The organism is Paenimyroides ceti, from assembly GCF_030409925.1.
Genome location: NZ_JAUFQU010000001.1, coordinates 2286195 through 2312487, shown reverse-complemented (window position 1 = coordinate 2312487; position 26293 = coordinate 2286195). Strand labels below are relative to the sequence as shown.

Annotated in this window: 18 protein-coding genes, 2 tRNA genes and 3 rRNA genes; 13 read left to right on the top strand and 10 right to left on the bottom strand. The window is 35.8% G+C overall.

The features are described from left to right. Window positions 1-48 precede the first annotated feature (48 nt). The 3 genes from QW060_RS11535 to QW060_RS11525 all read right to left on the bottom strand — a co-directional run bounded on the left by QW060_RS11535 (window position 49) and on the right by QW060_RS11525 (window position 2997). Window positions 49-696 (bottom strand): hypothetical protein, encoded by a 648-nt coding sequence (locus QW060_RS11535; protein ID WP_290363708.1) that lies wholly within the window; start codon window positions 694-696, stop codon window positions 49-51. Between the two features lie 118 nt (window positions 697-814). Continuing rightward, the gene (locus QW060_RS11530) at window positions 815-1174 is read right to left on the bottom strand and encodes a PUR family DNA/RNA-binding protein (RefSeq protein ID WP_290363707.1); all 360 of its coding nucleotides are present in this window, start codon (window positions 1172-1174) and stop codon (window positions 815-817) included. 65 nt (window positions 1175-1239) lie between these two features. Next, entirely contained in the window at window positions 1240-2997 is a 1758-nt protein-coding gene (locus QW060_RS11525; protein WP_290363706.1) for an ABC transporter ATP-binding protein, read from the bottom strand. Between the two features lie 174 nt (window positions 2998-3171). Here QW060_RS11525 and QW060_RS11520 point away from each other — a divergent pair, with 174 nt between their 5' ends. The 4 genes from QW060_RS11520 (at window position 3172) to yajC (ending at window position 6149) form a co-directional block, all read left to right on the top strand. Further along, window positions 3172-4272 (top strand): Glu/Leu/Phe/Val dehydrogenase dimerization domain-containing protein, encoded by a 1101-nt coding sequence (locus tag QW060_RS11520; RefSeq protein WP_290363705.1) that lies wholly within the window; start codon window positions 3172-3174, stop codon window positions 4270-4272. A 94-nt stretch (window positions 4273-4366) separates the two neighbouring features. Beyond that, complete coding sequence (nusB, locus tag QW060_RS11515; protein ID WP_290363704.1) at window positions 4367-5311, top strand: transcription antitermination factor NusB; 945 nt, start codon at window positions 4367-4369, stop codon at window positions 5309-5311. A gap of 25 nt (window positions 5312-5336) precedes the next feature. Beyond that, window positions 5337-5843: a DUF1573 domain-containing protein gene (locus QW060_RS11510; protein WP_290363703.1), complete on the top strand. Its 507-nt coding sequence runs from the start codon at window positions 5337-5339 to the stop codon at window positions 5841-5843. Window positions 5844-5864: 21 nt separating this feature from the next. After that, on the top strand, window positions 5865-6149 hold the full coding sequence (yajC, locus tag QW060_RS11505; protein ID WP_290363702.1) for a preprotein translocase subunit YajC: 285 nt from the start codon (window positions 5865-5867) through the stop codon (window positions 6147-6149). A gap of 38 nt (window positions 6150-6187) precedes the next feature. Here the strand turns inward: yajC and QW060_RS11500 are convergent, their stop codons facing one another. Beyond that, on the bottom strand, window positions 6188-6646 hold the full coding sequence (locus tag QW060_RS11500) for an energy transducer TonB (protein WP_290363701.1): 459 nt from the start codon (window positions 6644-6646) through the stop codon (window positions 6188-6190). Between the two features lie 11 nt (window positions 6647-6657). Then, complete coding sequence (gene pepT / locus QW060_RS11495) at window positions 6658-7914, bottom strand: peptidase T (protein WP_290363700.1); 1257 nt, start codon at window positions 7912-7914, stop codon at window positions 6658-6660. 853 nt (window positions 7915-8767) lie between these two features. Between pepT and QW060_RS11490 the strand changes: the two genes are divergently transcribed. The 6 genes from QW060_RS11490 (at window position 8768) to kynU (ending at window position 15235) form a co-directional block, all read left to right on the top strand. Beyond that, window positions 8768-10283: ribosomal RNA gene (locus QW060_RS11490) — 16S ribosomal RNA — on the top strand. Window positions 10284-10343: 60 nt separating this feature from the next. Continuing rightward, window positions 10344-10417: transfer RNA gene (locus tag QW060_RS11485), tRNA-Ile, on the top strand. A gap of 96 nt (window positions 10418-10513) precedes the next feature. Continuing rightward, window positions 10514-10587, top strand: a tRNA-Ala gene (locus tag QW060_RS11480). Between the two features lie 124 nt (window positions 10588-10711). Then, a 23S ribosomal RNA gene (locus QW060_RS11475) occupies window positions 10712-13593 on the top strand. An 82-nt stretch (window positions 13594-13675) separates the two neighbouring features. Further along, window positions 13676-13787 (top strand): 5S ribosomal RNA (rrf, locus tag QW060_RS11470). Together the 16S, 23S and 5S rRNA genes with 2 tRNA genes alongside form the textbook arrangement of a ribosomal RNA operon. A 167-nt stretch (window positions 13788-13954) precedes the next feature. After that, window positions 13955-15235 carry a kynureninase gene (gene kynU / locus QW060_RS11465; RefSeq protein ID WP_290363699.1) on the top strand — a complete coding sequence of 427 codons (1281 nt, stop codon included), beginning with the start codon at window positions 13955-13957 and terminating at the stop codon, window positions 15233-15235. A gap of 29 nt (window positions 15236-15264) precedes the next feature. Here kynU and QW060_RS11460 read toward each other — a convergent pair whose 3' ends face one another. The 3 genes from QW060_RS11460 to QW060_RS11450 form a co-directional block, all read right to left on the bottom strand. Next, window positions 15265-16083 (bottom strand): DUF4249 domain-containing protein, encoded by an 819-nt coding sequence (locus QW060_RS11460; RefSeq protein WP_290363698.1) that lies wholly within the window; start codon window positions 16081-16083, stop codon window positions 15265-15267. Between the two features lie 3 nt (window positions 16084-16086). Further along, window positions 16087-18480: a TonB-dependent receptor gene (locus QW060_RS11455; RefSeq protein WP_290363697.1), complete on the bottom strand. Its 2394-nt coding sequence runs from the start codon at window positions 18478-18480 to the stop codon at window positions 16087-16089. A gap of 292 nt (window positions 18481-18772) precedes the next feature. Then, window positions 18773-21244 carry a TonB-dependent receptor domain-containing protein gene (locus QW060_RS11450; RefSeq protein ID WP_290363696.1) on the bottom strand — a complete coding sequence of 824 codons (2472 nt, stop codon included), beginning with the start codon at window positions 21242-21244 and terminating at the stop codon, window positions 18773-18775. Window positions 21245-21325: 81 nt separating this feature from the next. On the opposite strand from QW060_RS11450, the gene QW060_RS11445 reads away from it, so the two are divergent. Both QW060_RS11445 and QW060_RS11440 read left to right on the top strand, forming a co-directional pair. Beyond that, a complete protein-coding gene (locus QW060_RS11445) occupies window positions 21326-22369 on the top strand; it encodes a sensor histidine kinase (protein WP_290363695.1) in 1044 nt (347 codons plus the stop codon). Next, complete coding sequence (locus QW060_RS11440) at window positions 22366-23085, top strand: LytR/AlgR family response regulator transcription factor (RefSeq protein ID WP_290363694.1); 720 nt, start codon at window positions 22366-22368, stop codon at window positions 23083-23085. Before QW060_RS11445 ends, QW060_RS11440 begins: the two co-directional genes overlap by 4 nt. Window positions 23086-23260: 175 nt before the next feature. Here QW060_RS11440 and QW060_RS11435 read toward each other — a convergent pair whose 3' ends face one another. Continuing rightward, window positions 23261-25483 carry an NADP-dependent isocitrate dehydrogenase gene (locus tag QW060_RS11435; protein WP_290364750.1) on the bottom strand — a complete coding sequence of 741 codons (2223 nt, stop codon included), beginning with the start codon at window positions 25481-25483 and terminating at the stop codon, window positions 23261-23263. A gap of 111 nt (window positions 25484-25594) precedes the next feature. On the opposite strand from QW060_RS11435, the gene QW060_RS11430 reads away from it, so the two are divergent. Then, a complete protein-coding gene (locus QW060_RS11430; RefSeq protein ID WP_290363693.1) occupies window positions 25595-25732 on the top strand; it encodes a hypothetical protein in 138 nt (45 codons plus the stop codon). Window positions 25733-25746: 14 nt separating this feature from the next. Here the strand turns inward: QW060_RS11430 and QW060_RS11425 are convergent, their stop codons facing one another. Then, window positions 25747-26139: a DUF1573 domain-containing protein gene (locus QW060_RS11425; protein WP_290363692.1), complete on the bottom strand. Its 393-nt coding sequence runs from the start codon at window positions 26137-26139 to the stop codon at window positions 25747-25749. Between the last annotated feature and the right edge of the window lie 154 nt (window positions 26140-26293).

Here is a 26293-nt window from a genome sequence, read left to right as displayed (position 1 = left end):
TTTTTAGAAGTATATAAAATAAAAGAGATTCACATTAGTTGAATCTCTTTATTTTTTAAGAAAGTTTCGTTTGCTGTAAAATAAAATGTGATAGTAAATATGATTTTCAATATCTTCTTCTGGTATCCCGGTACGTAACATTTTTTTATATAATTTGGTATAGTCTTCTGAATAACGGAAACGCTCCCACTGGTAATCTTTAAAACGTTTGTATTGTTTGTACGTGAAATTATTTGTTCTTATGATAGTGCCACGTTCTATTTCAAAAATATAATAATTGTTAAAAACAGGGTTTAGAGTGTCAGCAGGTGATGTAATAATCGGATCTCCAAGCCCGACATCATACAGACCATTTACCCAATACATTTTCATCGTTTTGTTGTCCTGAAAAACAGTATTAGTATTACTTACGAGTTGTTTATAATCACCATCAACGGGTATTTTTATATCCTTTAAATAAAGTACCTGATCTTTTATCTCATATTCAGCAATATAACCTCTTGAAATAATGGTAGAATCTTTATTGATCACAGGCCTTTTTTCGGGATAGTGATTAAAATAAACTTCTAAATGATGGTAGCGGTAATCGTAAGTAATACCATCAATAATGATTTTATCAGGGTGGTAATTTTGAGCAGTAAGAAATTGAACTGTGAATAGTAATAATAAATAAAGATGTTTCATGTAAGGCATCATGTTATATAAGCACAGCAAATATAGAAGATAAATGTCATTCTTTAAAATAGGAATTCAGTAAACATGTATCCAAAAAAATACCGGCAGAAATGCCGGTATTTTTATATAGGATCATTTTTTATATATCGTCAAAACTAATATCCGTAAAGCTGTTTTTATTTTCTACAGCCGCATATTCGTTTTTAAAATCTTTCTGATGTCTTTCAGAAATTACTTCTTCTCCTTTTTGATCTAAAACAAAATCAGTCATTTCGTTTAAGATTTCTTTAAAAGAAGTAAAATCTTCTTTATAAAGATATATTTTATGCTTTTTGAAATGGAAAGAACCGTCTTCTTCTGTAAATTTTTTACTTTCTGTGATTGTGATATAATAATCATCAGCTTTTGTTGATCTTACGTCGAAAAAGTAAGTTCTTCTTCCGGCACGTAATACTTTCGAAAAGATTTCTTCTTTTTCTAATAGTTCATTTTCTCTCATAATCCTTCTTGTCAGATAATTTATACTGCATCCAAAAGTCTTAAAAAAAAATCAAAAAAACAAGACTAATTCAATTCTTTTTCGGCAAGCTGTTTAAAAAACAAATCTTTGTAGTAACCATCTAAGGTTATTAAGTCCTGATGAGTTCCTTGTTCTACTATTTTTCCATCATCAAGGATCAGAATATAATCGGCATTTTTGGCTGATGAAACCCTATGAGTTACAATGATTGTCGTTTTATTTTCTGCCACTTGTTTTAAATTATTTAAAATGCGTTCTTCTGTTTCAGTGTCAACAGCAGATAAACAATCGTCAAGCAATAATATCGGAGCATCCTTTATCAAGGCACGTGCAATGGATACGCGTTGTTTTTGTCCACCGGATAATGTTAGTCCTCGTTCTCCCAAAACGGTATCATATCCTTTTTCAAAAGTGATAATATTTCGGTGTACATCTGCTAACTTCGCATAGTGTATGATATCTTCATCAGTTGCTTCTTCATTTCCAAATCGGATATTATTTTTTATAGAATCAGAAAACAGAAAAGCATCCTGAGGCACCATTGCTATATGATTTCTTAAATCAAATAAGTTAACCTCCTTTATTGGTTTATTATCGATATATATATCACCCGAAGTAACGTCATGAAGGCGAACAATCAAATTCAGTAAACTTGATTTACCCGATCCTGTTTTTCCTAATATAGCCAGAGTTTTTCCTTTGTCTAAATTAAAGCTGATATTTTTAAGAGCATGTATACCTGTATCTTCGTATATAAAATTCACTTTTTCAAAGCGGATATTTCCTTCAATAGTAGTTCGCTGAGGTTGCAGATTGCTTATAGAAGGTACTTCATTCAGAAACTCGTTAATTCTCTTTTGTGAAGAATCAGCTTCCTGAATCATTGTAGAAACCCATCCTAATGAAGCTATAGGCCATGTAAGCATATTAATATATAAGATAAACTGAGCAATAACCCCTATGTTTTCTATTGTTCCGCTGATGAACATCTGAGCTCCAATATAGATAATAATAATGTTACACAGACCGATAAGAAAAATCATCAAAGGACCTATTAAAGCACTTGATACAGCAAGCTTCATATAGATTTTTCTACTGTCATCTGTGAGTTCCGTGTATTCCTTATTCTTATATTTTTCAAGAGCATAGGCTTTAATAACTCGGATTCCGGAAAACATTTCCTGAGAAAAAGATGATAATCTCGAGAGATTCTGTTGATATAAGAAGCTGCGCTGATTGATCTGCTTACTTAACACAAACATAAAATAGGCCAGCAGCGGTACCGGAATCAGAGAATACCAGGTAAGCTTTGGAGATATAATATACATCTGTACAATAACCACAGTCATCCGTATAATGGTATTGATAGAGTACATGACTGCTGGTCCAACGTATTGTCTTACTTTGCTGACATCTTCAGATATCCGGCTCATCAAATCTCCGGTTCGGTTTCTTTTATAAAAATCCAAAGAAAGGCGTTCGTAATGTTGGAAAATCTCATTCTTTAAGTCAAATTCTACATGACGTGACATCACTATAATGGTCTGGCGCATTAAAAAAGTCAGAAAACCTGCTATAAGTGTCGTTGCAATAATCCAGATGATATTTTTGATCAGTTCTGATTTTACTTCTTCTTTTCCCAGCGTGTTTTGCATAAACCCTTGTAAAGCCGTAATAGAGTCCCCTATATACTTCGGAGCATATACGGTAAATATCTGTGAAGCAATGGTAATAATAATACCCGCGAGAAAATGATACTTATATTTAATGAAATATTTGTTGAGCTTTTTGAGATCTTTCATTTATTTAAAATCTGTAATACAATACGTTATAAAATTCAATTTGTCATTGATAAAAAAACACTATTCATGCTAAATTGGTAGCAATAAAATAAAAATAATTTAATTGATTAAGAATAATTAAAAATATAATTATATTTGGGTTTTACCAAACTATTTAATTAACCAAATATTAATATGACTACAAATTCATACTCTCCTGAAGAGTTAAAAAAAGTTGATCCGGTTTTTGGACAGATATCATTTGATAATCATGAACAAGTTGTTTTTTGCCATGACAAAGATACTGGTTTAAAAGCAATAATAGGAATACATAATACAGTTTTAGGACCTGCTTTAGGAGGTACGAGAATGTGGAATTATACATCAGAGTGGGAAGCACTGAACGATGTATTGCGTTTATCACGAGGAATGACTTATAAATCAGCTATTTCCGGACTTGATTTAGGAGGAGGTAAAGCCGTAATCATCGGAGATTCAAAAAAAGATAAAAATCCGGAACTTATAAAGGCTTTTGCACGATATGTTGATTCATTAAGCGGAAGATATATAACGGCAGAAGATGTAGGAAGTACTACAGCTGATATGGATTTGATTCATACGATTACTCCACACGTAACCGGAATTTCACAAAGTTTAGGTGGTTCAGGAAACCCTTCTCCGGTAACTGCGTATGGTGTTTTCATGGGATTAAAGGCAGCAGCAAAATTCCAGTTTGGAACGGATAATTTGGCAGGGAAAAAAGTATTTGTTCAGGGAATCGGAAATGTAGGAGAAACACTTGTTAAACATTTAACGGAAAATGGAGCTAATGTAATCATTACCGATCTAAGTGAAGAAAGAGTAGCTGAAGTAGCAAATAAATACGGTGCAACAATATATACAGGAAATGATTTGTACAGTGAAGAAGTTGATATCTATGCACCATGTGCATTGGGGGCAACCATCAACGATGATACAATTGAAAAAATAAAAGCAAAAGTTATTGCCGGAGCTGCTAATAATCAGTTAGCAGTAGAAGCAGTACACGGTAAACGTTTACAGGAAAGAGGAATTGTGTATGCTCCGGATTTTCTGATAAATGCAGGAGGTATTATTAATGTATTCGGAGAAATCGCTAAATACGGTTCTGATGAAGCGATCAGAAGAACTGAAAATATTTATAATACGACCTTAGATATATTGAATTATGCTAAAGAACAAAACATTACACCTAATCAGGCTGCAATGAGATTAGCGGAACAACGTATCGAAGCGAAAAAAAATGAAAAAAAATAAATTTAGCTATTAATAATTACTAAATTTGCGGAGCGAAAATCATTTGATTTTCGCTCCTTTTAATTTTTTTAAAATATAAGTTCTTTTAACAGTTATGATTAACAGAAGACACATCCGCATAAAAGTAATGCAAACCATTTATGCTATGCAGCAAAACAGCTCTGATTTAATGGATAGCAATGAGAAGTTTTTAATGTATAGTATAGAGAATATCAGAGATCTGTATCTCCTTATGCTATCTTCCTTAATCGAAATCCAAAAGCAGGAGGAAAATTTTTTAGAAGTGTCTTCCCGAAAACATTTGGCAACTGCTCAGGAACGTACTCCTAATAAAAAGTTTATCAATAATCATGTTTTACAGTTGTTAGTTAACTCTAATCAGCTAAACGAAATGATTCACCAGGAAAAAATCAACCACTTTGAAGTAAACGATCATTATATTAAAAATTTATTGGATGAAATTAAAAAATCTGATATTTATAAAAAATATATGATCAATAACCGTAATACATTCGAAGAAGATCGTGAACTGGTATCTTATATATTTACAGAGATTGTAGCTCCAAGTGAAAAAATATATGAGTTTTTGGAAGATACAAAATTGACATGGATTGACGATATTCCATTGGTTAATACAGCGATTCAGAAAGAATTAAAACAAATTAAAGAGGATACAGTCGAATACAGAGTAGCAAAGATTTACAAAGACATGGAAGATAAAGAATTTGCAAGACAATTGTTTCGTAAGACAATGTTGAATGCAAAAGAACTCTCCCTGGCATATTATGATAAAACTAAAAACTGGGATATTGATCGTATTGCAGAACTTGATGCTATTTTATTGAATATGTCTGTTTGTGAATTATTAAAATTTCCTTCAATACCGGTAAAAGTAACAATTAACGAATATTTAGAAATTGCAAAAGAATATTCTACTCCTAAAAGTAGTATCTTTATCAACGGAATACTTGACGCTTTGGTTAAAGAATACAAGCAAGAAGATAAATTAAACAAAGTAGGTAGAGGATTAATAGAGTAAAATCAACAAAATAATATATTTAAGAATGAAAAAAATAACTTTATTAGCATTTGCAGTTGCATTAACTGTTGCTTCATGTAAAAAAGAAGAAGCTTCTTCCCGTATTCAGGATGAAAACGTAAAAACAACTGAAGCTGCAAACGGTCAAACGGTAAACACACCTGCAGCAGATCCTAATGTTGCAAATACTCCATCAACAGATGCTGCTGTTTCACAAAATGGAACTGCAATTGCAACTTTTGATAAAACAGTTCACGATTTTGGAAATTTGAAAAAAGGAACAAAAGGAGAAACGGAATTCACTGTTAAAAATACAGGAGATGTTGATTTGGTTATTATTGATGCAAAAGCTTCATGCGGATGTACAGTTCCTGAATATCCTAAAACACCGATCAAGCCAGGACAGAGTGAGAAAATAAAAGTAGTTTTCTCTGCAAATTCTCCTGGAACGCAAAGTAAAACAGTTACCTTGACTACAAACACACAGGCGAAACAAGAATTGTTGACCATCAAGGCTAACGTATCAGAATAATAAAACAGAAAAAACACTCTTATGGATCAAAATTTAATTATGATATTTGTCTTTGTTGCGTTTATTATATTTTTTATGATATTGCCACAAAGAAAAAGAATGAAACAAGAAAAAGCTTTTGAAGCAAGTTTAAAAGTAGGTGACAAAATTATCACAAAATCAGGTATCCATGGAAGAATTTCAGAAATGGGAACGGATGGTACTGTGATTGTTGAAACAATGGCTGGAAAACTTAAGATGGAAAAAGCAGCTATTTCGATTGAATTAACGCAAAAGCTTAACCAACCGGAAAAAGTATCTAAATAAGAATAAAAAAAATCCAGCTGAAAAGCTGGGTTTTTATTTTATAGATCATCATCTATATAATCACTCCTTTTTACTTTGATCAAAATAGGAAGTTGAATAGAAGTTTTGCTGACAATACCATCAATCTTTCCTGGAACCCATGTGGGAGATTTTAGCAAAATCTTTTTGATTTGTTTTCCAAATTTAAAATTGCTCTTGTCTACATCTTTAACAATTTCTACATCAGTTACTTTTCCATCGGTATCAATAGAAAATTTCACAATAACAATATCTGAAATAGATTCGCTTACATGTCCGTATTTGAGATGTGTATAAACATATTCATAAAATTTATTTATACCTGTCTGATAATAGGGAGGGGTAACATTCTCATCTGAAATAACATTAATATGATAAGAAGTTTCATTTTTTTCTTTTTCCTGTGCTTTGGCAGGGAAAAAGGTCATCAAAAAAAGAACCAGTAGAATGCTTTCTACTGGTTTATGAAAAAAATGCATAAACTTGGTTTTTATATTTTTCCGTTTTTTGCTCTTTCAGCTGTTATCTCTGCTATTTTTACAATAACTTCAGTAGCTTTAACCATACTTTCAACCGGTACGTATTCATACTTTCCATGGAAATTGTGTCCTCCGGCAAAAATATTAGGACAAGGTAATCCCATATAAGAAAGTTGAGATCCGTCTGTACCGCCTCTGATCGCTTTGATAAGAGGTTTTATATTCAATTCTTTCATTGCTTTTTCGGCAATATCTACAATATGCATTACCGGTTCTACTTTTTCACGCATATTATAGTATTGATCGTCAATCGTACATTGTACTATATCTGAACCGAATTTTTCTGCGTATTTTTTATTGAATTTCTTAGCGAGTGATTTGATGAACTTCTTACGTTTTTTAAATTTCTTCATACTATGATCTCTAATGATCATTTGTACTTCTGTTGCCTCAATGCTTCCTGTAATGTGGTTTACGTGGAAAAAACCTTCATAACCGGTAGTTTTTTCAGGTACTTCTTTTTGAGGTAATTTGCTGATAAACTTATTGGCCAATAATACAGAGTTGATCATCTTTCCTTTTGCATAACCCGGATGTACACTTTTTCCATTAAAAGTAAGTTTAACCCCTGCAGCATTGAAATTTTCATATTCCAATTCACCTATTTGACTTCCGTCCATAGTATATGCCCAATCAGCATTAAATTTTGCTACGTCAAATTTATGAGCGCCTCTGCCGATTTCCTCATCCGGTGTAAAACCGATGCGGATTCTACCATGTTTAATATCAGGATTCTTTATAAGGTGTTCCATTGCCGAAACAATTTCCGTGATTCCGGCTTTGTCATCTGCACCTAATAGAGTGGTTCCGTCAGTAGTAATAATTGTCTGACCTTTATATTGTAATAAATCGTCAAAATAAGCAGGCGATAAAACTATATTCAATTCTTTATTGAGAACAATATCCTTTCCATCATAGTCCTTTACAATTTGAGGTTTTACATTTGCTCCAGAAAAGTCAGGACTCGTGTCAAAATGAGATACAAAACCAATAGTTGGAACTTCAAAGTCAACATTACTTGGAAGGGTGGCCATTATATAGGCATTTTCATCAATTGTTACTTCTTCCAGACCAATTTGTTTTAATTCTTCAACAAGCTTGTTTGCAAGGTCCCATTGTTTTTTTGTACTTGGTGTGGATTCCGAATTCGGATCAGACTCAGTGTCTACAGTAACATAGCTGATAAAGCGATCTATTATATGTTGCATGATTTTTAAATTTGTTTTTGCAAAGTTAACAAAAAAAGAAAGTTTGCATGATATTTACCTTTAAATATAAGGATGATCATATAGAAGCTATTCGCAGAATTATATAAAAGTCATGGTCTGAAGTTTAAATTTTTTAAGAACTCATTATTTTATGGATGCATTTTTTTATTTATACTATTATTATATATACATTATGCTGTAGTGTAAATTGTAGATACAATATTATATATAGAGGTAAAAAAATAAAAGCTGCTTTAATCTGGATTTTTTAAGCTAAAAAAGGGATGACTTCAGATTTATTTATTGAACTTTTGGATTTCAAAAAGTGGTTTTAAGCTTTTTTTGTTTGAAAAGTGCTGGGTTTAAAAAAGGGAATGCTGTTTTTTTTGAGGGTTTGAGTATTGTGAGAGAAAAAAAAGAGTGTTGTAAAATTAAGGTTACCAGCGTATTAAAATAAAGTTTAAAAAAGGTTTTAAAAAAATTAGGAAAGGATAAAAAAAGGGTAGTATATTTGCCCTCGCAATCCGCAAGAAGTTCTTTAAATATAAGTAAGCCTTAAAAAAATTAACAAAAATAAATTTTGTTAGAAATAAAAAAAGGTTGTAGCTTTGCAACCCCAATCAAGTAGATAGGGATTGAGAAAGTTCTTAGAAAAGCCGTCAAAATATTTTAAAAAAAACTTTAGAAAAAGTTTGGTGGAAATAAAAAGAGTTTCTATTTTTGCACTCGCTTAGAAAAACAAGCGCAACAAGATAAGACACGTTCATAGACATATTGGATTTACAGCATAAAAAGAGAGTAAGGAATTCGTAAGAATTGTTTTAACGCAACATCAAAAAATATTAAAAATTATACGATGAAGAGTTTGATCCTGGCTCAGGATGAACGCTAGCGGCAGGCCTAACACATGCAAGTCGAGGGGTAGAAGTCTTCGGACTTTGAGACCGGCGCACGGGTGCGTAACGCGTATGCAATCTACCTTGTACAGAGGGATAGCCCAGAGAAATTTGGATTAATACCTCATAGTATATTTGAATGGCATCATTTAAATATTAAAGTTCCAACGGTACAAGATGAGCATGCGTCCCATTAGTTAGTTGGTGTGGTAACGGCATACCAAGACGATGATGGGTAGGGGTCCTGAGAGGGAGATCCCCCACACTGGTACTGAGACACGGACCAGACTCCTACGGGAGGCAGCAGTGAGGAATATTGGTCAATGGAGGCAACTCTGAACCAGCCATGCCGCGTGCAGGATGACGGTCCTATGGATTGTAAACTGCTTTTATACGGGAAGAAAACGAGTTACGTGTAACTAACTGACGGTACCGTAAGAATAAGGATCGGCTAACTCCGTGCCAGCAGCCGCGGTAATACGGAGGATCCAAGCGTTATCCGGAATCATTGGGTTTAAAGGGTCCGTAGGCGGTCTTATAAGTCAGTGGTGAAAGTTTTTAGCTTAACTAAAAAATTGCCATTGATACTGTTAGACTTGAATTACTTGGAAGTAACTAGAATATGTAGTGTAGCGGTGAAATGCTTAGATATTACATGGAATACCAATTGCGAAGGCAGGTTACTATGAGTTAATTGACGCTGATGGACGAAAGCGTGGGTAGCGAACAGGATTAGATACCCTGGTAGTCCACGCCGTAAACGATGGATACTAGTTGTTTGGCCGCAAGGTTGAGTGACTAAGCGAAAGTGATAAGTATCCCACCTGGGGAGTACGAACGCAAGTTTGAAACTCAAAGGAATTGACGGGGGCCCGCACAAGCGGTGGAGCATGTGGTTTAATTCGATGATACGCGAGGAACCTTACCAGGGCTTAAATGTAGTTTGACCGCTTTGGAAACAGAGCTTTCGCAAGACAGATTACAAGGTGCTGCATGGTTGTCGTCAGCTCGTGCCGTGAGGTGTCAGGTTAAGTCCTATAACGAGCGCAACCCCTGTTGTTAGTTGCCAGCGAGTAATGTCGGGAACTCTAGCAAGACTGCCAGTGTAAACTGTGAGGAAGGTGGGGATGACGTCAAATCATCACGGCCCTTACGTCCTGGGCCACACACGTGCTACAATGGCCGGTACAGAGAGCAGCCACCTAGCGATAGGGCGCGAATCTATAAAGCCGGTCACAGTTCGGATCGGAGTCTGCAACTCGACTCCGTGAAGCTGGAATCGCTAGTAATCGGATATCAGCCATGATCCGGTGAATACGTTCCCGGGCCTTGTACACACCGCCCGTCAAGCCATGGAAGCTGGGGGTACCTGAAGTCGGTGACCGCAAGGAGCTGCCTAGGGTAAAACTGGTAACTGGGGCTAAGTCGTAACAAGGTAGCCGTACCGGAAGGTGCGGCTGGAACACCTCCTTTCTAGAGATGGTTAAAACATTACTCTCGCTGTTAATTCAAAAAAAGAAGTAAAAATTACAGAGTCTCGTAGCTCAGCTGGTTAGAGTACTACACTGATAATGTAGGGGTCGGCAGTTCGAGTCTGCCCGGGACTACAATTTTACTTAAAAAAGGAAATTTTAGAAGATGAGTATGAATTACACATTCATTCAAAATTCAACATTCATAATTTAAAAGTTCAAAATTATAATGGGGGATTAGCTCAGCTGGCTAGAGCGCCTGCCTTGCACGCAGGAGGCCATCGGTTCGACTCCGATATTCTCCACTATTTCTGTTAGCTCAGAAAAACCGTTCATTGACATATTGGAAAACAAACAAAAGTAGAAAATATTTAAAAAATAAAGCACATTTAATGTTTTTTCGAAAGAAAAGGTATTAGATATAGAGCACAATAAGCAAAATAAGGGCGTATGGGGGATGCCTAGGCTCTCAGAGGCGAAGAAGGACGTGATAAGCTGCGAAAAGCTGCGGGGATTTGCACACAAGAATTGATCCGCAGATATCCGAATGGGGCAACCCAATACATTGAAGATGTATTACTCCGATAGGAGGGCAAACCCGCTGAACTGAAACATCTAAGTAGGCGGAGGAGAAGAAAACAAAAGTGATTCCGTAAGTAGTGGCGAGCGAACGCGGATTAGCCCAAACCAATGTTGTTTCGGCAATATTGGGGTTGTAGGACCACGATATTTTATGCAAAGCGAATTAGAACAACCTGGAAAGGTTGACCGAAGAAGGTGATAGTCCTGTATAGGTAAGCGATGTAATAGATAGTGGTATCCTGAGTAGGTCGGGGCACGTGAAACCTTGATTGAATCTGGCGGGACCATCCGCTAAGGCTAAATACTCCTGAGAGACCGATAGTGAACCAGTACCGTGAGGGAAAGGTGAAAAGAACCGTGAATAACGGAGTGAAATAGATCCTGAAACCATACGCTTACAAGCGGTCGGAGCCCATTCGTTGGGTGACGGCGTGCCTTTTGCATAATGAGCCTACGAGTTACCGTTGCTGGCGAGGATAAGCACTTCAGGTGTGGATTCGAAGCGAAAGCGAGTCTTAATAGGGCGCTATAGTCAGTAATGGTAGACGCGAAACCGTGTGATCTACCCATGGGCAGGTTGAAGTTTGGGTAACACTAAATGGAGGACCGAACCGGTTGACGTTGAAAAGTCTTCGGATGACCTGTGGGTAGGGGTGAAAGGCCAATCAAACTCGGAAATAGCTCGTACTCCCCGAAATGCATTTAGGTGCAGCGCTGATAGAGTTTATTAGAGGTAGAGCTACTGATTGGATGCGGGGGATTCACCTCCTACCAATTCCTGACAAACTCCGAATGCTAATAAATGCTTATCAGCAGTGAGGGCATGGGTGCTAAGGTCCATGTCCGAGAGGGAAAGAACCCAGACCATCAGCTAAGGTCCCCAAATGTATGCTAAGTTGAAAAAACGCGGTTTGTCTGCACAGACAGCTAGGATGTTGGCTTGGAAGCAGCCATTCATTTAAAGAGTGCGTAACAGCTCACTAGTCGAGCGGACGAGCATGGATAATAATCGGGCATAAGCATACTACCGAAGCTATGGATTGTATATTTATATACAGTGGTAGGGGAGCATTCTAAACTGGGTAGAAGGTGATATGTGAGTATTGCTGGACTGTTTAGAAAAGAAAATGTAGGCATAAGTAACGATAATGCGGGCGAGAAACCCGCACACCGTAAGACTAAGGTTTCCTCAGCTATGCTAATCAGCTGAGGGTTAGTCGGGACCTAAGGCACACCCGAAGGGGGACGTCGATGGCCAACGGGTTAATATTCCCGTACTTCTTATAATTGTGATGGAGCGACGGAGTGATGAAAGTACCGCGAACTGACGGAATAGTTCGTTGAAGCACCTAACTATAGGTTTGATAGTCAAATGCGTCAGACTTGGTGAAATGCGATAGTACTCGGAGCCTTCGGGCAAAGAGATAGTGTACCTAAGGGCTTCCAAGAAAACCTTCTAAACATAGATTATAAGAACCCGTACCGTAAACCGACACAGGTAGTCGAGGAGAGTATCCTCAGGTGCTCGAGAGATTCATGGCTAAGGAACTAGGCAAAATAGACCTGTAACTTCGGGAGAAAGGTCGCCAGCAGCAATGCTGGCCGCAGTGAAAAGGTCCAGGCGACTGTTTATCAAAAACACAGGGCTCTGCCAAATCGTAAGATGAAGTATAGGGCCTGACACCTGCCCGGTGCTGGAAGGTTAAGAGGAGATGTTATCTTCGGAGAAGCATTGAATTGAAGCCCCAGTAAACGGCGGCCGTAACTATAACGGTCCTAAGGTAGCGAAATTCCTTGTCGGGTAAGTTCCGACCTGCACGAATGGTGTAACGATCTGGACACTGTCTCAGCCATGAGCTCGGTGAAATTGTAGTATCGGTGAAGATGCCGATTACCCGCAGTGGGACGAAAAGACCCTGTGCACCTTTACTATAGCTTAGTATTGTTCTTGGATAAGTGATGTGTAGGATAGGTGGGAGACTATGAAGTGGCGTCGCCAGGCGTTGTGGAGTCATTGTTGAAATACCACCCTTTGCTTATTTGAGATCTAACTCGACGTTGTTGAGGACATTGCTTGGTGGGTAGTTTGACTGGGGTGGTCGCCTCCAAAAGAGTAACGGAGGCTTCTAAAGGTTCCCTCAGCACGCTTGGTAACCGTGCGTAGAGTGCAATGGTATAAGGGAGCTTGACTGAGAGACATACAGGTCGATCAGGTACGAAAGTAGAGCATAGTGATCCGGTGGTTCCGTATGGAAGGGCCATCGCTCAAAGGATAAAAGGTACGCCGGGGATAACAGGCTGATCTCCCCCAAGAGCTCATATCGACGGGGGGGTTTGGCACCTCGATGTCGGCTCGTCACATCCTGGGGCTGGAGAAGGTCCCAAGGGTTGGGCTGTTCGCCCATTAAAGTGGCACGCGAGCTGGGTTCAGAACGTCGTGAGACAGTTCGGTCTCTATCTACTGTGGGCGTTAGAAATTTGAGTGGATCTGATTCTAGTACGAGAGGACCGAATTGGACAAACCGCTGGTGTATCTGTTGTTCCGCCAGGAGCATCGCAGAGTAGCTACGTTTGGAAGGGATAAGCGCTGAAAGCATATAAGCGCGAAACCCACCACAAGATGAGATTTCTTTAAAGGGTCGTGGAAGATGACCACGTTGATAGGCTACAGATGTAAAGGCAGTAATGTCATAGTCGAGTAGTACTAATAGCCCGTAAGCTTATGTGCTCTGGGAGTTGCTTTATAGTATAAAAGTCTTTTGTTTTGAATTTCATATATGTTAACTTATAGTGACGCAAGTCATACCGATTTAAGGTGGTTATTGCATCGGGGCTCACCTCTTTCCATTCCGAACAGAGTAGTTAAGCCCGATAGCGCAGATGGTACTGCATTTTAATGTGGGAGAGTATGTCGCTGCCTTTCTTTTGAATCCTCAATCATAATCTGATTGAGGATTTTTTTTTGGAATAAACTTAAAATCGTTATTCAGGATTATATAACTCCATTTTTATTATCAAATTTTTATTATTTTTTTGATTTACTCATTGTGTCACTGTATCTTTACATCAATCAATTTAAATTATAAATTCATGTTATTTGAAAATACCAGAGAATTTGCTAAAAAAATGGATGCCCGTGATCCACTGGCTTCTTATAGAAGTGAATTTCAGTTTCCTAAAGTAAATGATAAAGAGGTAATCTATTTTACCGGAAATTCATTAGGATTACTTCCCAAAGCAGCTAAAAAATATGTAGATGATGTAATGAAAGACTGGGGAGAAATGGCTGTAGAAGGTCATTTTTACGCAGAAAAACCATGGTGGGATTATCATGAGCGTTTTTCTAAACCCTTATCGAAAATTGTAGGTGCTCTTCCTTCAGAAGTAACCGTTATGAATACCCTGACAGTAAATCTTCATATGTTAATGGTATCATTTTATAATCCAACTCCGCAGCGTTTTAAAATTATTTGTGAAGAAAAAGCTTTTCCGAGTGATCAGTATATGCTGCAGACTCAGGTAAAATTTCATGGTTTAGATCCAAAGGATGCTATTGTTGAAGTAAAACGCAGAGAAGGAGAACATAACCTTAGAAACGAGGATATCATTGCTAAAATCAATGAAGTGGGAGATCTGTTAGCATTGGTATTGATTGGCGGTATCAACTATTATACTGGTCAGGTATTGGATATGAAAGCCATTACAGAAGCCGGACATAAAGTAGGCGCTTATGTAGGATGGGATTTGGCACATGCTGCAGGAAATATTGAACTTTCATTACACGAATGGAATGCAGATTTTGCTGCATGGTGTAGTTATAAATATATGAATGCAGGACCGGGTAGTGTTTCAGGATGTTTTATCCATGAAAAGCATCATAATAACAAAGAGATGAAACGTTTTGGCGGTTGGTATGGTCATAACAAACAGCGCAGATTTTTAATGGAACCGGAATATGATCCGAATGAAGGAGCACTTGGATGGCAAAGTTCCTGTACAGGAGTTTTGGCAATGGCTCCTTATCTGGCATCAGTAGAGATGTTTGATGCTATAGGCATGAAAGCAATTTCAGAAAAAAGAGATCTGATTACAGCTTATCTGGAATTTGTGATAAAGGAAATCGCTACAGAAATCGGAGGTAATTTTGAAGTCATTACTCCGGAAAATAAAAAAGAGCGTGGTTCTCAACTCTCAGTATTATTACACGGAGAAGGCAGAAAACTTTTTGATTACTTAATGAAAGAAGGAGTAATAGTTGACTGGCGTGAGCCGGCAGTCATACGTATGGCACCTGTACCTTTATATACCAGATATGAAGATATGTATGAATTTGGTCAGATTCTTAAAAAAGGAATTTTAAGTTTACAGTAATAAAAAAGAGAGGCCATTGCCTCTCTTTTTTATTGGATTGTATAAGATTTTTCAGATCTTTCGGATACATTAAAGTATCCTAAAGGATAATTATCAGGATTAGTGATATTAATAATGTTACCACGTATAGCACCAATTGGACTTGAAAATGGTCCGGAATCGCCTGATTGAAAAACTTTAGAAAGATAATTATAGCTTTTCTTTGATATCGATGATAAACTCATTTTTACCACATTTCCACTTACCAGTTTATTATTTTTTTGCGAATTGATAAAAGTACTGGACATATTATTACCGTTATAGAATTCATCGCTGACAATTTCATAGTCAGGGCGGCTCGCTCCATACATCCATTGAACAAAGTAATAATCATCTGTGGATGCATTATCCTGAAAATAGGCATCTAATCGGATATAATCTTCATCGAGCCCTTCAAAAACGCTTTGAGTAATATTATTTACAGTAGGTACGCTTTTCAGTGTTTCTGTACCTTCATAAACTTCATTGTTGTATTCTACATGTATTTTGTAAGTTTCATTCAGTAAGAAAGGGATATTGGCAGCATAATAACCGTTTCCAGTTTCATTAAAAGTAATTATCTGGTTGGTGGAACCTATTGAAACCCAGACAACAGCAATGGTAACAGGTGGTATGTCCTGATCATAAAATCCGGTAGTAGTACTGAGTCTTATGGTCTGATTTGTTTCATTACTGTTTTGAAGCCAGTTAAGGTTGGCTTCAATTACTAATTTTGGTTCTGATTTCTCCAGATCAATTGTTACAACTTCTTCACACGATTGTAAAAATACGAAGCTGAATAATATAAGGAGGTATTGATAGTTTTTCATAAATTAAAATTTAAAATTGTACGTAACACTTGGAATAACTCCGAAAATGGATAGTTTTACAGCCTCAGTCTGACCTCTGTAATCTTCATTTTCTCTGAAACTGATAGAAGCAGCATTCTTTCTGTTATAAACATTATAAATACCAAAAACCCACTCGCTTTTCCAACCTTTTGTCTTATCAGGCTTTGGGGTATATGTAGCAGAAATATCCAGGTGATGTAATGCCGGCAGGCTGTAATTGTTTCTTTCATCATATACCGGTACTCGAATTCCTAAGTATTCGTATTGCCCTGTTGGATAAGTAACAGGTCTTCCCGATTGTAAAATAAAGTTAGCACTGAAAGACCATTTTTTTGTCAATTCGTAGCTTGCTACAACAGACAAATCATGCGTTCTGTCATGTGGTGTTCTGTACCATTTTCCGTAATTGATCCCATTCTCATTTTCATTACGTCCCGGAGTTTGCTGTTCTGATCTTGAAATTGTATAGGCAATCCATCCGGTAAGTCTTCCTGTATTCTTTCTCAGGAGAATTTCTAAACCATATGCCTGTGTACGTCCGTTGAGCAATACCTGTTCAATATTTCTATTACCGATCAGGTTTGCGCCGTCTATGTAATCTAAGCGATTTTGTCCAATCTTAAAGTATGACTCAATCTCTAAGGAGTATTTGTTGTCACTAAGGTTTTGAAAATATCCAACAGCTACCTGATCTACTATTTGTGGTTTAATATACTGCCCACTTGGAGCCCATACATCTAAAGGAGTGGCTGAAGTTGTATTCGAAATAAGGTGAATATACTGTGTCATCCTGTTATAACTTGCTTTTAAAGATCTGTTTTCATCTAAGGCAAGTGATATGGCAAAACGAGGCTCAAAATTCCCGAAACTGGCAATTTTTTTGTTTTTTCCATAGTATCGGGTACCAATCGGAGTCGCTTCAGAATAAGTATGGGTATCATAATCATACAATACAGCCTGATCGTTTTCATATTGGTTTATCATTTCTTCTCCTAAGCGGTAAAACATACTGTAACGCAGTCCGTAATTCACAGTGATAATATCAGACAACTCATGTTCAGCTTCAAGATACAGTGCATTTTCCATCGCATATTTATTCGGTATTTTGTAATAATTGATAGCTGAAGCTTCTGAAGTAGGAGAAATTACTCCGGGATTGAAATCATAATAGATGCTGCTCAATCCGTAGCGCAGTTCCAGTTTATTATTTACATAATGGGTAAAATCATACTTAAAATTATAGTTTTTTATACCTGAATCCCAGTTAAAGTCCACAACGCCTAAATCTAAACCATAATAATAATCACTATAAATCAGGGAAGCATTACTGAATATTTTTTCATTAAATACATGGTTCCATCGTAGATTTACCATTGTATTTCCATATTGGTTATTAAAGATATCTTTAAATTTAAAAACATCTCTTCCAAAGTATCCTGATAAGAATAAACTATTGTTATCATTTACGGTATAATTTATTTTTGTATTCAGATCATAAAAATAAGCAGCACTTTCAATATCTGTAGCTTTTAGAAATAAGTGTGCATAAGAAGCTCTGCCTGCCACAAGGAATGACATCTTATCTTTGATAATCGGACCTTCCAATAATAATCTGCTCGATAGCAATCCGATACCGCCGCTCGATTTGAATTCTTTACTATTACCATTTCTCTGATAAATATCGAGCACAGAAGATGCTCTTCCACCAAAACGGGCAGGAATACCTCCTTTATAGAGTTTTAAATCTTTGATGACATCCGAATTAAAAACTGAGAAAAAACCGTAGAGATGAGAGGAATTATAAACAATAGATTCGTCTAATTGTAATAAATTCTGATCAGAACCACCACCGCGGACATTAAATCCCGCTGTTCCTTCTCCTGAATTTGTAACACCCGGTAATTGCAAGATAGATTTCAGTACATCTACTTCACCCATTACAGCAGGCATCTTTTTGATTTCTTCAGCCGTCAGTTTATTGACGCTCATTTCCGGTTTGCGGATATTAATTTTCTTGCTGTTGGCATTAATAACCAGTTCTTCAAGTGTATTATCCTGTGATTGCAGCTGTATATTCTTCTTTAATGAAGAAGTTACCGTAATTGTTTCTGAATAGTCATCATATCCCATATAACCGACATAGAGAGTATAGGTACCTTGCGGAACCGACAGTACATAGTAGCCGTATGAGTTTGTAGTAGCTTCAAGATCTAATTCCTGAATGTAAACGGTTGCACCAATTAGAGATTCATTACTATCCTTTGCATTAATATTTCCGCTGATAGTAAAATTTTTTTGTGCACTTGCATACGAAGAGACGAGAAAGAATAAGAAGAACAGGCCTTTCTCTAACCAATGTTTTTTGTTATTTGACATAAGTGTTTGATTGTTTTAATAGCCAATGTTTTTAATGTTTAAAATATTTTCCGCATTACGGATTTGTCTTTTGTAGCTACTTACTATTAATTGATAATGGAAGATATTTGTAAGCTTTAATACAACGCAATAGTATTAGTATTAATTGTCTCTTAAATGTTACAAAATAAAAAAAATAATATTCATTTTATATATAATAGGTATTAGTTGTTGATTGCCAGGATATTTCAATTTAAAAACGATAAAAAAACCGTCAGCTGGTAGTGACGGTTTTTAATAACTAAAATGAAGACTACATTCTTTTTAATTCATCAGAATTACCTGATTGGCGTTCATTGGCGTTTAAATTTTTATTGCCAAAGCGGTAGGTAAGGGAGAATCGTATGCGTTGTGTATCCCATATATTTTTAAACTCTTGCGTAATTCCACTAATATACTGATAAGAATATTCTCTTCCGTTAAAAATATCTGCTCCGCTGATACTCATTTCAAGTTTTTTATCCAACATAAGGTATTTGACAGTAGCATAAAATTTCGCATAAGGTTTCATTCGGAAATTTTGAAAAGTTTCTCCAAAATTTTGAAAATAACTGACACTTAAAAAGAGCGTTTTGTTGGAATTCAAAGTAAAATCATTGTTTGTAAAAAAGGAAGCAGATTTCCCTTCATACTTTTTGTCTGAAATGGCAATATTCGATAAAGAATAATTGAAATCAAACGTATTGACACTTGTCCACCATGCAGTAGGTTTATACGTAAAAGTCTCCGTAATACCAAAGGAATCCGAATCCACATAGTTCATCCATATATAGTTGTTTTCCTTTGTTTCCGGATTTAATATTGAAGCCTGATTTACACCATTTCGCTCACTTGAAAAATAAATACGGCTGTCCAGCTTCTTATACGTATAGGTAAGTTCTACGTTATGGGTAAACGACGGTAGTAAAAAAGGATTTCCCTCGTTATAACTGAATTCGTTGTTGATGGTGCGGAAAGGATTCAGACTCTCATAACTCGGGCGTCTGATTCTGCGTGAATAGTTAAGTCCAATGCTTGTATCTTCTGTAAACTGACGTAATATATATAATGTCGGAAAGAGTTTCAGATAATCTTTTGTATGTGTGTTATTTGTTTCTCTGGAAAATCCTTTAGTTTGAGTAGCTTCTAATCGCAAACCAGCCTGAATATCCCATTTTTCATTGATCTTTTTATTAGCAGAAACATATATAGCCTCATTTTTTTCTGTATATTCAAAATAGTTGGAAAGATTGGTATCATAAATAAATTCTCCAGCTTCATTTTTATTGAGTGCAATGATAGTGTTTTTTGATTGCGACTGTGAAAAACGTGTACCTGCGCTTAAATTTAAAAAGGGTAGTGGTAATTCTATATCTGCTTTTGCTGAGAAATTTTGAATTTTGATATTTACATCATTTTTTCCGGTATGTCTGCTATTCTCAATCAAATCATTGGATGGTGTAAATTGTGCATAGCTGAAATTGCGTTGTGTGGGAGAGTGATAATTCACAAGATCAATATCCATAGATATTTTCTTTCCAAGTGTATCCAATCGGTATTCTGAATATAAATTGTAAACCTGTTGGTTGGTTTTATCTTTAGAAAAAGCTTCATTTTTTAAGAGTTGCTGAATTTGCCCTCCCTTTTTATCAAAAATGCTCGTATTTTGCGGACCTATATCAGAAAAATCAGAGTCGCTTGCAGATATTTTAGTACCTATTTTCCATGCTTTAGAGATCTGATAGTCAAATGCTATTTTTCCGTTTACATACTTATTATTGGCATCAGAATAACTTTCATTTTGCCAAAAAGCATCTTTGTAATAAATATCATTATTCCAATTAATTAGGGAACGTCTCAAACCATAATTCATTGAAGTTTGTAAGGTTATTTTATTTTTTTGCAGATTATAGGAGGCGTTATATTGCTGGGTATTGCGTCTGCTTCTTTGATAAGTGGCGCCTAACGAGGCATTCCAGCTGTTTTGCTTTATTTGTTTCGTTACTATATTAATAATACCGCTATTGCCTTCCGCTTCATATTTAGCTGGCGGTGTGGTAATCACTTCTATTTTTGACAGATTAACCACACTCAAACTTTCTAAGTAATTCATTAACTCAGAAGAACTCAGATAAGTTGGCTTATCGTCAATAAGAACCAATACTGAACTCTTTCCGGAAATACTGATGGCATCATTACTTACCCTAACTCCCGGAGTTGTTTTTAAGGCATCCAGTGCAGTACCTCCGGCAGATGAAGTGGCATTTTCAATATAAAAAATGAAACGATCCGGAGTTCGTTCCGTTAATTTTTTTGAGGTTTCAATCACCATTTCACTCAATTGATTTGAAGTTTCTACAACAATAGTTCCTAAATCGATATCATGAGAGAGTAATACGTTTTGTTCATATACAGTAGTGTCAAAATACAAGACCTGTAATTGATAAGTACCTTCTGTTGCGGTTATATAAAACAAACCTTTTTCATCGGTCTGAGACTGTATAACGGTATCAGAAGCAATAAGCTGTACGTCAAAATAAGAAGCAGGCTCATTATTTTCTGTCAGCAGTCCCTGCAATACATGAGTTTGTGCTGTAGAGGTTACTGAAAATAATACTGTGGTTAAAAACAGAATAAGTAAAGAAGTTTTCATGTGATTTTTATTTTTGAGCAAATTTTGTATTTCCTGTTCAATCAAAAATTTTATTTCGACCAATACCAGAAAACATACGATGAAACGGTTCATCGGAAAAAAATATACTTTTGTCGAAAAAATAGCAGGATAGAAATAGAATCATCTACTTTTACTGCTCAAATCAAATAGCAGATGAAAAAAAAGTACATCATATTACTTCATATTCTTTTTTGGGGATATTATTTTATACAGGAGTTGGTTATTGTTAATAATAAAACCTACGCATTACATATTCCTATTTTTTCTTTTGACATAAAAAATCCGGAAATTGCCTTTTTATATTCTTTTGATTTTTTATTTCTGTTTATCTTTTATCTGAATTATCTGTTTGTGTTGCCCAGATTTTTTGATGCTACTAAACTTGGTCGCATGCTTTTGGTCTTATGTATGCTTTTTGGGTTGTTTATACTTTTGAGATATACATTGGAAGAAGTGCTCTACTACCAGATTTTCGGATATCGGAATTATAATGAAGGTACTACATTGATCTATTATGTATATGATAATCTGCATTATGGAAGCCGTCCTATTGTAGCCTCATCTGTTTTGTGGTTCATTGTCAATCACTCCCGGTTACAGGCAGAAAAAATAGAACTTATTGAAAGCAAACGGGAAACAGAAATTAATTTTTTAAAATCGCAGATCAACCCTCATTTTATATTCAATACGTTAAATAATATCTATTATCTCGTATTTGAAAAATCCGATAAATCTTTAAAGGCCATCGAACAACTGAGCAGCCTGATGCGCTATATGACGTATGAAAGCCAGAACAATACTATTGCCATTCAACGAGAAATTGATTACATTGAAAACTTTATAGCATTGGAAAGTATGCGTATTTCAGGAACAACAAATATTCTGTTTCATATAGAGATTCAGAATCCGGAATTCAGAATTCCGCCTTTACTGCTCATTCCCTTTATTGAAAACGGTTTCAAGCATGGTGTAGTAAACAATCCGAATCAAGCCTTTGAAATAAAACTGATACAAACTGAAAGCCAGTTAGAACTACAAACCACTAATCTCATCAATGATTATAAAAAAGACAGTCAGTCCGGTGTGGGAATTGAAAACGTGAAAAAACGTTTGCAATTATATTATCCTGACAAACACATATTAGAAATTACTACATCCCAACCTGTCTATAAGACACTATTGAGAATTGATTTATGAAAAAAATAAGCTGTATTATTTTAGATGACGAACCCATGGCGGTTTCATTATTGAGTAAATATGTTGAGAAAACAGCAACTTTAGAATTGGTAAAAGCAACCACCAATCCGTTTGAAGTTTTAGAAACTATTGCTACAGTACCTGTTGATGTTATTTTTATTGACATTCAAATGCCGGAATTAACCGGAATACAGATGATGGAAATGATCGGGAACAAAGCAAAATTTATTATCACTTCTGCTTATAGTGAATATGCTTTAAAAGGATATGAACATAATGTAGTAGATTATCTATTAAAGCCCATTTCATTTGATCGCTTTTATAAAAGCATTGTCAAATTGCAGGATATTTCTTCTCTGCCTAAAACGATGGAAACACCTGTAAAGGTTGAAGAGGAGCAGGAAGGTTTCCTTTTTGTCAAAACGGACGGACGCTTAGTCAAAATTAACCTGAATGATTTATTTTTTGTAGAAGGACTCAAGGATTATTTATACCTCCACCTCAGAAATGAAAAACTTATCGTTTTAGATACACTAAAAGATTTTGAAGCCAAACTCCCTCAGAATTCCTATATGAGAGTACATAAATCTTACATCATACGACTGGATAAAATAGAAACCATAGAAAGAAACCGGATTTTTATTCAGGATAAGATAATACCGGTTGGTGATACCTATAAAGCAAAATTTCAGTACTGGATGAAAAGCTTTACATAATGCTATAATAAATGGTATAAGAATATTATATCGTTTGTATGAGCAATACAATATTACTTTAGAGAAAATTTAATGGAAGTCTCTTCAATAAAAAAAAATTAAACATCTTTTTGAATTAGTTAATAAAAATGCTCCCTGATAGAGGGAGCATTTTTTATAAATAAAAGGTACATTATTATACCAGTTTGTCTAAAATTGTATTCAATGTTTCAGATGGACGCATTGCTTTTGAAGTAGCTTCATAATTTGGTTGATAATACCCTCCGATTTCTTGTCTTTTTCCTTGAGCTCCGATCAACTCTTCATTGATTTTAGCCTCATTAGATTGGAATGCTTCATAAACCGGAGCAAAAGTAGCTGCTAATTCAGTATCCTTTGTCTGAGCTGCTAAAGCTTCTGCCCAATAGTACGCAAGATAAAAATGAGAACCGCGGTTATCAATCTGTCCAACTTTACGTGCAGGAGATTTATCATTAGCTAAGAATTTTTCTGTAGCGACATCCAGAGCATCTGCTAAAACCTGTGCTTTAGGATTGTTTTGTGTTTGTGATAAATGTTCTAACGAAGCCCCTAATGCTAAGAACTCTCCTAATGAATCCCAACGTAAATAGCCCTCTTCAATAAATTGCTCTATATGCTTCGGAGCAGATCCACCGGCACCGGTTTCGAACAATCCTCCTCCGTTCATCAACGGAACAATTGATAACATTTTTGCAGAAGTACCTACTTCTAAAATAGGAAATAAATCGGTTAAATAATCACGCAATACATTTCCTGTCACAGAAATGGTATCCAATCCTTTTCGGATTCTTTCCAACGAAAGCTTTGTCGCTTCAACCGGACTTAAAATCTGAATGTCTAATCCTGTAGTATCGTAATCAGGTAGATATTTTTCTACTTTTTTAATGATTTCTCTGTCATGTGCTCTGTTTTTGTCTAACCAGAAAATGGCTGGTGTATCAGATAAACGTGAACGGTTAACAGCAAGTTTTACCCAATCCTGAATCGGAGCGTCTTTGGTTTGACACATACGGAAAATATCTCCGGCTTCAACAGCCTGTTCCATAAATACATTACCCTGAGCATCAGACACACGAATAGTTCCTGCTGATTCTGCCTGAAATGTTTTATCATGCGAACCGTATTCTTCTGCTTTTTGAGCCATAAGACCTACGTTTGGTACTGAACCCATTGTTTTTGGATCTAAAGCTCCGTTTGTTTTACAGTCTTCTATTGTTGCTTCATAAACACCTGCATATGATCGGTCTGGTATCAAAGCGAAAGTATCCTGAGATTTTCCTTCTTTATTCCACATCTGACCTGAAGTACGGATCATGGCTGGCATTGAAGCATCTACAATAACATCAGACGGAACGTGAAGGTTGGTAATTCCTTTATCAGAGTTTACCATTGCCAAATCAGGACCGTTTGCAATAGCTGCATCAATAGCTGCTTTTACTTCTGACTCCTGTGCATTTCCGGCAATTTTAGAATATAATTCTCCTAAACCGTTATTAGGATTAATGTTTAATTGTTTGAATAAATCAGCGAATTTTTCAAATACATCTTTAAAGTATACTTCAACGATAGCTCCGAAAATAATAGGATCAGAAACTTTCATCATTGTTGCTTTTAAGTGAGCAGACAATAAAACTCCTGCTGCCTTTGCTTCAGCTACTGCTGCAGAAACAAAACCTTTCAAAGCATTAAGGCTCATCACTGAAGAATCAATGATTTCTCCGGCTTTTAAAGAAGTAAGTCCTTTTAATTCTTTTACACTACCATCCTTACCAAGAAATTCGATTTTGAATTGTGTGTCATTTTCAACTGTTACTGATTTTTCAGTAGCATAAAAATCACCATGAGACATGGATACGACTTTTGTTTTAGAATCTTTACTCCAAACTCCCATAGAGTGTGGATTCGCTTTTGCATAGTTTTTTACTGCTTTAGGAGCACGACGATCTGAATTTCCCTCTCGTAATACCGGGTTTACAGCCGATCCTAATACTTTTGCATATTTTGCTTTGATCTCTTTTTCCTCTTCCGTTGCAGGATCTGAAGGATAATTCGGTACTGCAAAACCATGTGCCTGTAATTCTGCGATTGCCGCATATAACTGCGGAATAGAGGCAGAAATGTTAGGTAATTTAATGATGTTGGCTTCTGGTGTATTGGCTAATTGACCCAATTCAGCTAAAGCATCACCGATTTTTTGATCGTCTTTTAAATATTCAGTAAAATTTGCAAGTATTCTTCCTGCCAAAGAAATATCTCTTGTTTCCACTTCAATTCCTGAAGTAGCTGTAAAAGCTTTTACAATAGGTAAGAAAGAATAAGTTGCGAGCATTGGAGCTTCGTCCGTAAGCGTGTAAATAATCTTAGATTTTGACATTATTTTTAAGATTTATAAATATCGTTATTAATAATCTTTTATTGGTAAGCAAATATACTACTTTTAAAGACAAAATGGCATCATTTATAGTGGTGCTGTAGTAAAATTAGCAATTTGATAATTAGAGAATTGCTGATGGCAAAATTCAAAAAAAAGCACTTTAAAAATCATCAAATCACTAATAAAGAAGTTAAAATAAAGAAATCGTATTCCATAAAAAAAGCCGGTATCTTACCGGCTTTAAAGTTTTAAAAACTATTCAAATATTATTTTTTTTCAACAACGTCCCCTTTGATTCTCAAAGCAACGGTTCCGTTTGTAACGTTTGTTGCATTAGATTCAACCGTAACTGTTTTGCTGATTTTACCTGGATTCATGTTGTATTTTACATCAATTTTTCCAGTTTTTCCTGGCATAATCGGTGCTTCTGGTTTTGAAGGAACTGTACATCCACAAGTAGATTTTACACTTGTAATCACTAAAGGCTGGTCTCCGGTATTAGTGAATTCAAATGTCCTGATTCCATTGTCTTCACCTCTTACAACAGTACCATAATCAATAGTATTGTCTTTTGCTTTGAACTCAATTTTTGGTCCTGATTGTGCAAATGAAGCAGCGCTTACTAATAGCATTACAACTAATCCTAGAAATTTTTTCATTTTTTAAAATTTTTATTGTTATAAAGTTAAATATTTTGGTGTATTTATAAAAGCTAAATTAAATAAAAAACGTTTAACTTATGTTAAATATCAACTAAACTTTGTATTCCAAATTGTGTGCCACCAATCAAATATTTTTTCTTTTTATTCAAAG

Excerpts from the sequence above, each read along its gene's own strand:
- QW060_RS11440 (WP_290363694.1), top strand. The coding sequence starts at position 22,366 with ATGAAAAAAATAAGCTGTATTATTTTAGATGACGAACCCATGGCGGTT.
- QW060_RS11500 (WP_290363701.1), bottom strand. The coding sequence starts at position 6,646 with ATGCATTTTTTTCATAAACCAGTAGAAAGCATTCTACTGGTTCTTTTT.
- QW060_RS11450 (WP_290363696.1), bottom strand. The coding sequence starts at position 21,244 with ATGAACCGTTTCATCGTATGTTTTCTGGTATTGGTCGAAATAAAATTT.
- QW060_RS11520 (WP_290363705.1), top strand. The coding sequence starts at position 3,172 with ATGACTACAAATTCATACTCTCCTGAAGAGTTAAAAAAAGTTGATCCG.
- QW060_RS11460 (WP_290363698.1), bottom strand. The coding sequence starts at position 16,083 with ATGAAAAACTATCAATACCTCCTTATATTATTCAGCTTCGTATTTTTA.
- QW060_RS11455 (WP_290363697.1), bottom strand. The coding sequence starts at position 18,480 with ATGTCAAATAACAAAAAACATTGGTTAGAGAAAGGCCTGTTCTTCTTA.
- QW060_RS11525 (WP_290363706.1), bottom strand. The coding sequence starts at position 2,997 with ATGAAAGATCTCAAAAAGCTCAACAAATATTTCATTAAATATAAGTAT.
- QW060_RS11535 (WP_290363708.1), bottom strand. The coding sequence starts at position 696 with ATGATGCCTTACATGAAACATCTTTATTTATTATTACTATTCACAGTT.
- QW060_RS11530 (WP_290363707.1), bottom strand. The coding sequence starts at position 1,174 with ATGAGAGAAAATGAACTATTAGAAAAAGAAGAAATCTTTTCGAAAGTA.
- QW060_RS11445 (WP_290363695.1), top strand. The coding sequence starts at position 21,326 with ATGAAAAAAAAGTACATCATATTACTTCATATTCTTTTTTGGGGATAT.
- nusB (WP_290363704.1), top strand. The coding sequence starts at position 4,367 with ATGATTAACAGAAGACACATCCGCATAAAAGTAATGCAAACCATTTAT.
- pepT (WP_290363700.1), bottom strand. The coding sequence starts at position 7,914 with ATGCAACATATAATAGATCGCTTTATCAGCTATGTTACTGTAGACACT.
- QW060_RS11425 (WP_290363692.1), bottom strand. The coding sequence starts at position 26,139 with ATGAAAAAATTTCTAGGATTAGTTGTAATGCTATTAGTAAGCGCTGCT.
- QW060_RS11510 (WP_290363703.1), top strand. The coding sequence starts at position 5,337 with ATGAAAAAAATAACTTTATTAGCATTTGCAGTTGCATTAACTGTTGCT.
- kynU (WP_290363699.1), top strand. The coding sequence starts at position 13,955 with ATGTTATTTGAAAATACCAGAGAATTTGCTAAAAAAATGGATGCCCGT.
- yajC (WP_290363702.1), top strand. The coding sequence starts at position 5,865 with ATGGATCAAAATTTAATTATGATATTTGTCTTTGTTGCGTTTATTATA.